This window comes from Hyphomicrobium sp. (genome assembly GCF_020852195.1).
Taxonomy (GTDB): domain Bacteria; phylum Pseudomonadota; class Alphaproteobacteria; order Rhizobiales; family Hyphomicrobiaceae; genus Hyphomicrobium_C.
This window is the reverse complement of record NZ_JADZBI010000092.1, coordinates 1-12,098: the sequence shown is the minus strand read 5'-3', so window position 1 is coordinate 12,098 and position 12,098 is coordinate 1. Positions and strand designations below refer to the sequence as shown.

Genomic DNA, 12,098 nt, shown 5'->3' with positions numbered 1-12,098 from the left:
GGCCTCATGCAACGAGCGCGTACCAGAGGTGGTCGAGCGAGGTGACGATGCGTTCGAAGTTCGCGCGCTCGGTCTGCTTCAAGCGCGTGTAGACGTCGTGGAAGCCGGTGCCGAAGGCCTCGCGCACCACCGTCGAGCGCTCGAAGACCTCGAGGGCGTTGACCCACGCCGTCGGCAACGTGCTCGGCGCGTCGATCTCCTCGGCGTCGCCCTCGGCGTGTGCGCCGGGATCGGCCTTGGTCTTGAGCCCGTGGGCGATGCCGGCGAGGACGGCCGCCACCACGAGATAGGGGTTGGCGTCGGCGCCGGCAACCCGATGCTCGATGCGCGTCGCGGCGCCGTTGCCTGCGGGGATGCGCAGCGCCACGGTGCGGTTGTTGAAGCCCCACTGCGGCGTCATGGCGACGTAGGACTTCGGCACGTAGCGGCGATAGGAGTTCGCGTACTGAGCCCAGATGGCCATGAAGTCTGCCATGGTCTCCGAAAGACCGCCGATGGCATGGCGGAAGATCGGGGAGATGGGCTTGCCCGCGAAGGCGTTGGCGCCGGTCTTGTCGACGAGGCTCAGGTGCACGTGCATGCCCGAGCCGCACCAGTCGTGGTGGGGCTTGGCCATGAAGGTGGCGTTGAGCTTGTGCTCGCGCGCGGCGGCCTTGACGGCACGCTTCAGGAGCAGGCCGTCGAGGGCCGCGGCAACGGCGTCGTCCTTGTGCTTGAGGTTGATCTCGAACTGCGCCGGCCCGCTCTCTTGCATCACGGCATCGACGGGCAGGCCCTGCGCCGTGGCGATGCGGTAGATGTCGTCGATGAAGGGCTGCAGCGCGTCCATGTCCGCGAACTCGTAGGTGCCCGCGGCATCGGGATCGGTTGTCATGCCGGGCGGTGGCTCGAGCGTGAAGGCGCCGTCCTTGCCGGGCAGCGTGACGTAGAACTCGAGCTCGACGGCGACGACGGGCGTCAGCCCCTGCTTCTTCAAGCGCGCGATCTGGCCCGCGAGCACGGCGCGGCCGTCCATGTCGCCCTCGGTCTCGAGGTTCATGACGGCCTGGGCGTGTGTGGCGCCGTTGACCAGAACCGGCGCGAGGGTGCCGGACAGGATGCGCGCGGGAACGTCCGGATCTCCCGTCTCCCACAGACGGCCGGTCTCGCCGATGGAGTTGCCGCGCGGGTCGATGATGAAGGCGGAGGCCGGCATCATCAGCCCGCCCTTGGCGAGATCGAGGAGGTCGTCGCGGCGGAAGCGCTTGCCGCGCGCGATGCCGTTCAGATCGAACGTGAAGATGTCGATCCATTCGACCGTCGGGTTGGCGGCCAGGAAGTCCTTGGCCTCGTCGACCGTGATGGGGGTGTTGGTCATGCTGCGAGACCGCTCGAGCTCAGTTTGCGGACCGCGTCGCCGAAGCGACGGAAGATCTCGATGGATGCCTTGTTGTTCTTGGCCTGCCACTCGGGGTGCCATTGCACGCCGAACAGGAAGGGATGTTCCGAAGGGCCGCGCACGGCCTCGATCAGCCCGTCCTTGGCGTGGGCCTCGGCCGTGAGCGGGGGCGCCAGGCGCTGGATGCCCTGCCAATGCAGCGAGTTGACGATGATCTCGTCCTGGCCGATCCAGCTCTTCAGTGTTCCGGAGAGCTTTACAGGGTGCGCGGGCCCGAAGCGGTCCTCGATGGGAACGTCCGAAGGCTCGCGGTGATCGTGGCGCCCGTCCACGGCGTGGACCGCCTGGTCGAGGGTGCCGCCGAGGGCAACGTTCAGCTCCTGGAAGCCGCGGCAGATGGCGAACAGCGGCAGCTTGCGGTGCAGGGCCTCGCGCACGAGCGGCAGCGTCAGGCTATCGCGCTCGTGATCGAGTGCCTTGTCGTTGAGCGGCGGCTCGTCGAGGCCGTAGAGGCTCGGATGCACGTTCGAGAGGCTGCCGGACAGCAGGATGCCGTCGGCGATCTCAAGCAGCGCGCCCATGTCCAGCATGCTCGGACCCAGAGGCGCGAGCAGGGGCTGGCAGTCAGCCACCTCGGCCACGGCCGCGGAGTACTTGCGGCCGACGGCATCGAAGGTCATGCCTTCGATCACCTTGGTGTCGCAGGGGATGATGACGACGGGGCGGCTCATGCGGCGATCTCTCCGGCGACGTCGGCGAGCGTGAGGTCGAGGGCCTTGCCGATGACGCGCTCGGCCTCGGCGAACTGCTCGTCGCCCCAGATGAGCGGAGGGGCGCAGACCATGGTGTCGAATACGGCGCGCATGATGAAGCCTTCGCGGAAGAAGTGGTCGCGGCAGATGAGGCCCACCCGGCCGGGGTTGTCGAAGCGGCGGCGCGTGCGCTTGTCGGCCACGAGCTCGATGGCGCCCATCATGCCGACGGAGCGCACCTCGCCGACCAGCGGATGGTCCTTGAACTTGGCCAGCAGTTTGGAGAGAGCCGGCGCGCCGTACTCGGCGACGCGCGTCACCAGCTTCTCGCGTTCCATGATCTCGATGTTCTTCAGGGCCACGGCGCAGGCCACGGGGTGGCCGGAGAAGGTGTAGCCGTGATTGAAGTCGTCGTCGTGGCCCATCAGCGCCTCGACGATCTTGTCATCGACCAGGATGCCCGAGAGCGGTAGGTAGCCCGACGTCACGGCCTTGGCGAAGGTGATGATGTTGGGTTTGATGCCGTAGTAGTCCGACGCGAACCAGGCGCCGAGGCGGCCGAAGCCGGTGATGACCTCGTCGGCCAGGAACAGGATGCCGTACTTGTCGACGATGCGCTGGACCTCCTTCCAATAGGAGTCGGGGGCGATCTTCACGCCGCCTGCGCCCTGCACGGGCTCGCCCGCGAAGGCCGCGACATTCTCAGGCCCGACGGTCAGGATCTCGTCCTCGAGCGCCTTGGCGGCGCGCAGGGCGAAGGTCTCGAGGCTCTCGCCGTCGCGCCCCTCATCGAACCAGCAGGGATCCATGACGTGGCGGAAGCCCTCGTAGACGGGGTAGCTGTGCTTGTGCACGTGGCCCATGCCGCCCATGGAGCCCGCGGCGATGGTCGAGCCGTGATAGGCGTTCTTGCGCGAGATGATGATCCTGCGCTTGGGCTCGCCCTTGAGCGTCCAATAGTGGCGGATCAGGCGGATGGCGGTGTCGTTCGATTCCGAGCCGGACGAGCCGTAGAACACCTGGTTGATGTGCGGCGGCGTGATCTCGGCGAGCTTCTTCGACAGCGCGATGACCGGCGGGTGCGTGGTGCGGAAGAAGGTGTTGTAGAACGGCAGCTCCATCATCTGGTCGCGCGCCGCGTCGGCCAGCTCGCTGCGGCCGTAACCGATGTTGGTCGTCCAGAGCCCGGCCATGCCGTCCAGGATGCGGTGGCCCTCGCTGTCCCAGATGTAGGGGCCGTCGCCCTTCACGATCACGCGCGCGCCGCCCGTGCGCAGCGACTTGTGGTCGGTGAAGGGATGCAGATGGTGCAGGGCGTCGAGGTCCCGCCACTCGGTGGTGCTGTTCTTCAGTTTGATGTTCGACATGGGATCTCTCCAGTGTGAGCGGGGAGCTCGCGGGCCTCTCCGTTCCTCCTGTCGGAAAGCGGACGCCTTCCGCCAGCGCTTGGTCCGGGCGCGACGATCGCGCGGTCTCAGACCGGGGCCGGGGGCGTGAATCCGATGCGCGCGCAGAGCTCGAGGAGCTCGGTCTTGCGCGTCTTCGCTAGCTGGCCGGTCAGTATCACGCTCATTCTTCCCAAAAAATCCCGGATCGCAGTCTCTGTCGCGGAGGCGCCTCAGACGCTGAGCAGAAGATGCTCGCGCTCCCAGGGGCTGATCACGCGCATGAACTCCTCGAACTCCGATCGCTTGAGCTCGAGATAAACGTGGCAGAAGCGCTTGCCGAGGATCTCGTGGAGGTCGGCGCTCTCCTCGAAGTCGGTCAGGGACTCGAGAAGGCCGCGCGGAAGCTGGTGATCGTTGCGGTAGGCGTTGCCGACCACGGCCTCGCGCGGCTCGAGCCCCATCTTGATGCCGAGATAGCCGCAGGCGAGGCTCGCCGCGATGGCGAGATAGGGATTGGCATCCGAGCCCGCGAGACGGTTCTCGATGCGCCGCGCGGCGGCGGGCGAGAACGGCACGCGCAGGCCAGCTGAGCGGTTGTCGTGGCCCCACTCGACGTTGATCGGTGCGGCGCCGCCCGGCACGAGGCGGCGGTAGGAGTTGACGTACGGGGCGAACAGGCAGGTCGCCGGCGGCAGGAAGCGCTGCTGGCCGGCGAGGAACTGGAAGAAGAGCTTGCTCGGGCCGCCGCCCTCGTCGGTGAAGATGTTGCGGCCCGTTTTCGCATCGACCACGCTCTGGTGAATGTGCATGGCGCTGCCCGGCTCGTTGGCGAGCGGCTTGGCCATGAATGTCGCGTAGCAATTGTGCGTGAACGCGGCCTCGCGGATGGTGCGCTTGAACAGGAACACCTGGTCGGCGAGGTCGACGGGGTTGCCGTGCAGGAGGTTGATCTCGAGCTGGGCGGCGCCCCCTTCCTGGATGATGGTGTCGATCTTCAGGTACTGACGCTCGGCATAGTCGTAGATATCGTCGACGATCTTGTCGTACTCGTCGACGGCGCCGAGGCTGTAGGCCTGCCGGCCGGCGCCGGCGCGCCCCGAGCGGCCCGTCGGCGGCTCGAGCGGCTAGTCGGGGTCGGGGTTGGTCTTGGTCAGGTAGAACTCGAGCTCCGGGGCCACGACCGGGAGCCAACCTTCCTTGCTGTAAAGCTCAAGCACGCGCTTCAGGACGGAGCGCGGCGCGATCTCCACCGGCTCGCCGTTCTGCCACGTGGCGTCGTGGATGACCTGCGCCGTCGGGCTCGACGCCCAGGGTGCCGGACGGATGGTCGTGAGATCGGGCACCATCATGAGGTCGCTCTCGGCATAGAGCGCCTGTCCGTCCTCCTCGAAGCCGACGTAGTCGCCGGTGATGGTCTGATGGAAGATCGAGATCGGCAGATGCACCGCGTCGAGCTTGACGAACTTCTCGGCCGGCATGGTCTTGCCGCGCGCGACACCGGCGATGTCGGGGACGGCGCAATCGACCTCCTCGATGCGATGGTGCTGGAGCCAGGCGCGCAGGTGCTCGGGCGCCGTGCCGGCGCCGAACGCTTCGCCCGTGAGATTGGCCATCGCTCCCGTGTCGGCTGACATGATCCACCTTGCTCTAGCAGGCTGGTTGCTGCGGCGGCTTGATTTTATGGGGGCCGTGGCGCACGCTGCCGCCCTGTGGCGCGGGGGGCACCGGCAGCGGGGTCGCGCCGCCAGCGTTCCCAGCGTGTCGTTCAGTGATAATGTGATCACAAATTGGGCCGAAACTCAAGCGCCCGATATTAACCGCAACGGCCTCCGTCGGCGTTCAATTTCCTGGGAGTTCTCACGAGGAGCGTCTGAGAACGGTTTCCCCGATGAAGCTCATTCCCTGGCTCACGTCGGCGGCGATGGCGGCGCGCAGCGCCTTGCGGTCCCTGCGCTGCAGCGCCGCGATGGCGGCCTGATGCTGGTCCTCCAGATCGGACGTGCCCCAGCGATTGTATGCCATGCGCATGAACGGTCCGAACTGAAGCCAGATGCTCTCGACGAGAGCCAGCAGCGTATCGGCGCCGGCGTGCTCGTAGATGGCGAAATGGAAGCGGAAATTGCTCTCCATGTAGCCGTGCACGTCGCTCATGGCCATGGCACGGTCGACGGCCTTGTCGTGCGCGACGATGCGGCGGATCTCGGCGGGCCCGATGCGGTCCATGGCGCGGACGGCAAGCTCGGGCTCCAGGGTTTTGCGCGCAAAAACAATCTGCTCGAACGTCTCCTGTGTCATGGGTGGCACAAGGACGCGGCGATTGTCCTGCATCTTCAGCGCGCGCTCGGCAATGAGGCGGCGCACTGCCTCACGAATGGGCATGGGGCTCACGCCCATATCCTCGGCGAGGCCGCGCAGCGTCACCGCGCTGCCGGGTAGAAAGCCGCCGAAGAGGATGCGATTGCGAAGCCCGCGATAGACGCTTTCGTGTGTGGTGACGGCGATTTCGCTCCGCGCTTCCGGGGTCCGCAGGCGCGGCGTGGCGCCTGCGCGCGTGCGTGCCGGCTTGGCCTCCGCTGCCTTGCTGCGACGGTGCATCAGCCTCAGCGCCGCGGCGCGCTCGTCTGCCCTATCTTTGCGCATTGCACAAATCCGCTTGATGGAAGCTCCGGCCTCCGTGGCGATCCGGAGGATTACTCTCAAGGAAAGACTTGTAGCGCGCGAATAATGTGATCACAATGGAAAGGTCAGGTTGGGGATCGGTGAAAATTCCGCGTGGTCGGCCGCCGGCTGCTCGGGGAGCTCCGTGGAGGAGAAGCCGAATGATCAAACTTGCTAGTGTGCGTGTGTCGATTGCGGGTTGCTGCGTCCTGGCTTTGCTCGCCGCCGGAGCCGCGACCGCCAAAGAGGTTCGGATCTACAATTGGTCCGACTATATCGACGACGAGATCCTGAAAGAGTTCGAGAAAGAGACCGGCATCAAGCTGGTCTACGACGTATTCGACAGCAACGAGATACTGGAGACCAAGCTGCTCGCCGGCGGCAGCGGCTACGACGTCGTGGTGCCGTCGGCGCCGTTCCTCGGCCGGCAGGTCAAGGCCAATGTGTTTCAGAAGCTCGACAAGTCCAAGCTTCCGAACCTCCAGCACATGTGGCCGCTGATCATGGAACGCACGGCGAAGCACGATCCCGGCAACGATTATTCGATCAACTACATGTGGGGGACGACGGGGATCGGCTACAACGAAGCCAAGATCAAGGAGCGGATGGCGGATGCGCCCGTCGATTCCTGGGCGCTCGTTTTCGATCCGGACGTGATCTCGAAGTTCAAGGACTGCGGCGTGCATGTCCTCGATGCCGCGGACGACGTGTTTCCCGCGGCCCTCAACTATCTCGGCCTCGATCCCAACAGCGGCAAGGCCGAGGATATCCAGAAGGCCGCGGATCTGCTCGCGAAGGTGAGGCCGTACATCCAGAAATTCCATTCGTCGGAGTACATCAACGCGCTCGCCAACGGCGACATCTGCATCGCGGTCGGCTACTCGGGCGACATCCTGCAAGCCCGCGACCGTGCGGCGGAGAGCGAAAACAACGTGACGGTGATCTACTCGCTGCCCAAGGAAGGCGCGCAGATGTGGTTCGATCAGATGGCCATTCCGGCGGACGCCAAGCATGTCGAGGAGGCACACGTTTTCCTCAACTACCTGATGAAGCCGGAAGTGATCGCGAAGGCATCGAACTACGCGAACTACGCCAACGGGAACCTCGCGTCGCAGGAGTTCGTCGACGAGCAGGTGAAGGGCGACAAGTCGATCTATCCGGATGACGAGACGTTGAAGCGGCTCTTCGTGAACGACGCTTACGAGGGGGCGGAGCAACGCATCGTGACGCGCGCCTGGACGAGGGTGGTGACCGGACAATAGACGCTCCAGACAGACGCGCTCGGAACCCTCCGGGCGCGTTTCTTCTTCAAGCCTCAAATGAAAGGAAGGACTTGTGAGGTGCGAATAATGTGATCACAATAGCAACAGGCCGGCGGCTGGAAACGGGCTGCGCGGCTTTGACCCTCCGATTCACAGGCTCCCGTGGGAGATACTCGAATGATAAAACTCTGTAGCGTCCGCGCGTCGATCGCGGGCTCGATTGCGCTGACGATGCTTTTCGTCGCCGGCGTGGCTTCGGCCAAGGAAGTCCGGATCTACAACTGGTCAGACTACATCGACGAGGATGTGCTCAAGGAGTTCGAGCAGGAGACCGGTATCAAGCCGATCTACGACGTGTTCGACAGCAACGAGCTCCTGGAAACGAAACTGCTCGCGGGCGGCAGCGGCTACGACGTGGTGGTGCCGACGGGGCCGTTCCTTTCGCGGCAGATCACGGCCGGCGTGTTCCAGAAGCTCGACAAGTCGAAGCTTCCGAATCTCAAGTACGCATGGCCGCTGATCCAGGAGCGCACCGCGCTTTACGACCCGGGCAACGAATACTCGGTCAACTACATGTGGGGTACGACGGGCATCGGCTACAACGAGGAGAAGATCAAGGAGCGCATGGCGGATGCGCCGGTCGACTCCTGGGATCTGATCTTCAAGCCCGAGATCGTCTCCAAGTTCAAGGATTGCGGCATCTTCCTTCTCGACGCCGCCGACGACATCATTCCTGTCGCGCTGCTCTATCTCGGCCTCGACCCCAACAGCAAGGATCCGGGTGATCTGCAGAAGGCCGGCGATCTGCTCGAGTCGATCCGCCCGAACATTCAGAAGTTCCATTCCTCCGAGTTCATCAATGCGCTGGCCAACGGTGATATCTGCATCGCGGTCGGGTACTCGGGCGACATCCTGCAGGCCCGCGATCGCGCCGATGAAGCCAAGAATGGCGTGACGATCGGCTACAAGATCCCGAAGGAAGGCGCGCAGATGTGGTTCGACCAGCTCGCCATTCCGGCGGATGCGAAGCACGTCGAGGAGGCCCACGCCTTCCTCAACTACATCCTGAAGCCGGAGGCGATCGCCAAGGCGTCGAACTACGTGAACTACGCCAACGGCAACCTCGAGAGCCAGAAGTTCATCAACAAGGAGATCCTGGAGGACACCTCCATCTTCCCCGACGAGGCCACCTTGAAGCGGCTGTTCGTCAAGGATCCCTATGATGCCAAAACTCAACGCGTGGTGACGCGGATCTGGACCAAGGTCGTCACGGGGCAATAGAAGACAGCAGGCCGCGCCTGGGATCTCCCAGGCGCGGTTTTCGTTCAGGGCGGGGCGCTCCGTGCGCTCTGCGAGCAAAGATCGAGGATCGTCGTCATGAGTGGGGCCCCTGCACAAAGCATGAGCACAAGCGCGGCGCCGGGCGCCGGACGGGCTACGGCACGCACGCCGGCGCCGCTGACCGGGTTCGCACCCTGGAAGGATCCGTCCAAGCGCCCCATCGTGCGCTTCGAGAACGTGGTGAAGCGCTTCGGCGATTTCGTCGCGGTCAAGGATTGCACGCTCGATATCTACGAGCGCGAGTTCTTTGCGCTGCTCGGCCCCTCGGGCTGCGGAAAGACGACGCTCTTGCGCATGCTCGCCGGCTTCGAGAAGCCGACCAGCGGACGCATCCTGGTCGCCGGCCAGGACATCACGGAGCTCGCGCCCTACGAGCGGCCCGTCAACATGATGTTCCAGTCGTATGCGCTCTTTCCGCACATGACGGTGGAGCAGAACATCGGCTTTGGGCTCAAGCAGGAGGGGATGCCGAAGGATCAGATCGGCCAGCGCGTCGAGGAGGCGATGAGCATGCTGGAGCTCACCCGCTTCGGCAAGCGCAAGCCGCACCAGTTGTCCGGCGGTCAGCAGCAGCGCGTGGCCCTCGCGCGCGCCATCGCCAAGAAACCTCGCATCGTGCTGCTCGACGAGCCGCTCGGCGCGCTCGACAAGCGCCTGCGCCAGACGGCGCAGTTCGAGCTCATGGGCATCCAGGAGCGCACCGGCACCACCTTCATCATCGTGACCCACGACCAGGAGGAGGCGATGACGGTCTCCTCGCGCATCGCGGTCATGGACCACGGCGAATTCGTGCAGATTGCGACGCCCGGCGACATCTACGAGGCGCCGAACTCGCGCTATGTGGCGAACTTCATCGGCGACGTAAACCTGCTCGAGGGCAAGGTCGTGAAGGTCTCCGACGGGTTCGCGGAGATCGACTGGGGCGGAGGCCTGGCACGCTTCAAGGCGGTGGCGCCGGAAGGCTGCGCGAGCGACCAGACCGTGTGGCTCGCACTGCGTCCCGAGAAGATCCACATCGACTTCGACAAGCCGACGGACGCAAGTAACGCCGTGGCTGGCAAGGTCGTCGATGTCGGCTATCTGGGGTCGATCTCGCACTATCACGTGGAGCTTGCGAACGGTCAGCGCGTGAAGGCGCTGCGCACCAACTCGTCGCGCCTCGTCGACCGTCCGATAAGCTGGGAGGATAAGGTGTGGCTCGAGTGGCCGCCCGAGACCGGCATCGTTGTGACGCGCTAGGGCAGGGAGGGTCGCATGCGCCGGTGGCTTCTGATCGCGGTGCCCTATCTGTGGCTCGTGGTGTTCTTCCTTGTTCCGTTCTTCATCGTGTTCAAGATCTCACTTTCGGACATCGCGACGGCGATCCCGCCCTATACGCCGACGTTCGACATCACCGACATCGGCGGGTTCCTGTCCCAGCTCGACTTCGAGAACTATGCCTTCATCGCGCAGGATTCGCTCTACGTGAACGCATACTTCTCGGCGCTCAAGATCGCCGCGATCTCGACGCTCATCACGCTGCTGGTTGCCTATCCGATTGCCTACGGCATGGCGCGGGCGCCGAAGGAATGGCAGCCGACGCTGGTCATGCTCGTCATCCTGCCGTTCTGGACCTCGTTCCTGATCCGCGTCTACGCGTGGATCGGCATCCTGAAGAAAGAGGGCCTGCTCAACATGTTCCTGATGAACCTCGGGGTCATCAGCGAGCCGCTCACCATCATGAACACGTCGACCGCGGTCTACATCGGCATCGTCTACTCGTACCTGCCGTTCATGATCCTGCCGCTCTACGCCAGTCTCGAGAAGATCAACCCGGCGTTGCTCGAAGCCGCCGCGGACCTGGGCTCGCCGCCGTGGAAGGCGTTCTGGCAGGTGACGTTCCCGCTCTCGCTGCCGGGCGTGCTGGCCGGTTGCTTCCTGGTCTTCATTCCGGCCACCGGCGAGTTCGTGATCCCGGATCTGCTCGGCGGCTCGGAGACGCTGATGATCGGCAAGACGCTGTGGGGCGAGTTCTTCGCCAACCGCGACTGGCCGGTGTCCTCCGCCGTCGCCGTGGTGCTGCTGCTCGTGCTCGTGGTCCCGATCGTGCTGTTCCAGCGCAATCAGGAAAAGCAGCGGGAGGCCGCGCGATGAAACGCTTCACCTGGTTCAACGCCACGTCGATCGCGCTCGGGTTCGCGTTCCTCTACATCCCGATCCTGCTGCTCGTGATCTACAGCTTCAACGAGTCGAAGCTGGTCACGGTGTGGGGCGGCTGGTCGACGAAGTGGTACGGCGAGCTGCTGCAGAACGAGGGTATCCTGAACGCCGCCTGGGTGACGCTCAGGGTGGCGGTGGTCTCCTCGACGCTGGCCGTCATCCTGGGCACGCTGGCGGCGATCGTTCTAGTGCGCATGGGGCGCTTCCCGGGGCGTACGCTGTTCTCCGGGCTTATCTTCGCCCCGCTGGTGATGCCCGAGGTGATCACCGGCCTCTCGATGCTGCTGCTGTTCGTCGCCATCGGGCTCGACCGCGGCTTCTGGACGGTGGTCATCGCGCACGCGACATTCTCGATGTGCTTCGCGGCGGTGGTCGTGCAGGCACGCCTCTACGACTTTGACAAGTCGGTGGAGGAGGCGGCGATGGACCTCGGCGCGACGCCCGTGCAGACGTTCCTGCAGGTGACGCTGCCGATTATCGCGCCGTCCGTCATCTCGGCCTGGCTGCTTGCGTTCACTCTGTCGCTCGATGACCTCGTGATCGCCAGCTTCGCCACGGGACCCGGCGCCACGACGCTGCCGATGAAGATCTACAGCCAGGTGCGGCTCGGCGTGACGCCGGAGATCAACGCGGTGTCGACGATCATGATCGGGCTCGTCACGCTGGGCGTGCTGGTGGCGTCCTACTCGACGAAACGCGCCAGCCAGCGGCAGGAGCGCGAGCTCAAGGCGGTCGATGCGGGCGCGAAGTAGCGACGCCTTTTCACCCGGCCGCGATTTTCAATCGCGGCCGACCTCTCTCCATCATGGCGGAGCCATGCTTCGCATGGACGGGGAGAGGTAAAGAAAGCGTGCCTCACGTCACCTCTCCCCCGTGGGGAGAGGTCGCGCGCGCCGCGCGCGGGTGAGGGGGCTTTGCAAGCTCAACAATTGCGCTCTAGAACAGCCCGTATGCCGGTCGAACACATCAACTCCTACTACGCCGCCACGGCCAACGACGACACGCGCTATCCGTCGCTCAAGGGCACGGTCAAAGCCGACGTGTGCGTGGTCGGCGGCGGGTTCTCTGGCATCGCAACGGCGCTGTCGCTCGCCGAGCGCGGCTACAAGGTGGCGGTGCT

At 64.8% G+C, this 12,098-nt stretch carries 9 protein-coding genes and 2 pseudogenes; 6 read left to right on the top strand and 5 right to left on the bottom strand.

The annotated features are described in order from the left end of the window. Positions 1 to 4: 4 nt before the first annotated feature. The 5 genes and pseudogenes from IT540_RS07235 to IT540_RS07215 all read right to left on the bottom strand — a co-directional run bounded on the left by IT540_RS07235 (position 5) and on the right by IT540_RS07215 (position 6,158). Entirely contained in the window at positions 5 to 1,357 is a 1,353-nt protein-coding gene (locus IT540_RS07235; protein WP_291175124.1) for a glutamine synthetase family protein, read from the bottom strand. After that, positions 1,354 to 2,109, bottom strand: coding sequence for a gamma-glutamyl-gamma-aminobutyrate hydrolase family protein (locus tag IT540_RS07230; protein ID WP_291175121.1), 756 nt, complete (start codon positions 2,107 to 2,109; stop codon positions 1,354 to 1,356). Before IT540_RS07230 ends, IT540_RS07235 begins: the two co-directional genes overlap by 4 nt. Next, positions 2,106 to 3,497, bottom strand: a complete 1,392-nt coding sequence (locus tag IT540_RS07225; protein ID WP_291175117.1) for an aspartate aminotransferase family protein — start codon at positions 3,495 to 3,497, stop codon at positions 2,106 to 2,108. The genes IT540_RS07230 and IT540_RS07225 overlap by 4 nt, the downstream gene beginning before the upstream one ends. A gap of 251 nt (positions 3,498 to 3,748) precedes the next feature. Further along, positions 3,749 to 5,152 (bottom strand): annotated as a pseudogene (locus tag IT540_RS07220) (glutamine synthetase family protein). Between the two features lie 223 nt (positions 5,153 to 5,375). Continuing rightward, positions 5,376 to 6,158: a GntR family transcriptional regulator gene (locus IT540_RS07215; protein ID WP_291175114.1), complete on the bottom strand. Its 783-nt coding sequence runs from the start codon at positions 6,156 to 6,158 to the stop codon at positions 5,376 to 5,378. Positions 6,159 to 6,337: 179 nt separating this feature from the next. On the opposite strand from IT540_RS07215, the gene IT540_RS07210 reads away from it, so the two are divergent. The 6 genes and pseudogenes from IT540_RS07210 to IT540_RS20820 form a co-directional block, all read left to right on the top strand. After that, positions 6,338 to 7,438 carry a polyamine ABC transporter substrate-binding protein gene (locus IT540_RS07210; RefSeq protein ID WP_291175110.1) on the top strand — a complete coding sequence of 367 codons (1,101 nt, stop codon included), beginning with the start codon at positions 6,338 to 6,340 and terminating at the stop codon, positions 7,436 to 7,438. A 273-nt stretch (positions 7,439 to 7,711) separates the two neighbouring features. Beyond that, a pseudogene (locus IT540_RS07205) lies at positions 7,712 to 8,719 on the top strand (polyamine ABC transporter substrate-binding protein); the annotation flags it as partial. 120 nt (positions 8,720 to 8,839) lie between these two features. Continuing rightward, positions 8,840 to 10,018 carry an ABC transporter ATP-binding protein gene (locus IT540_RS07200; protein WP_291175197.1) on the top strand — a complete coding sequence of 393 codons (1,179 nt, stop codon included), beginning with the start codon at positions 8,840 to 8,842 and terminating at the stop codon, positions 10,016 to 10,018. 15 nt (positions 10,019 to 10,033) lie between these two features. Further along, entirely contained in the window at positions 10,034 to 10,912 is an 879-nt protein-coding gene (locus IT540_RS07195; protein ID WP_291175107.1) for an ABC transporter permease subunit, read from the top strand. Beyond that, entirely contained in the window at positions 10,909 to 11,730 is an 822-nt protein-coding gene (locus IT540_RS07190) for an ABC transporter permease (RefSeq protein ID WP_291175104.1), read from the top strand. The genes IT540_RS07195 and IT540_RS07190 overlap by 4 nt, the downstream gene beginning before the upstream one ends. A gap of 198 nt (positions 11,731 to 11,928) precedes the next feature. Then, positions 11,929 to 12,098 (top strand): FAD-dependent oxidoreductase (locus tag IT540_RS20820; RefSeq protein WP_366029439.1); only part of this gene is annotated, 170 nt, incomplete at its 3' end.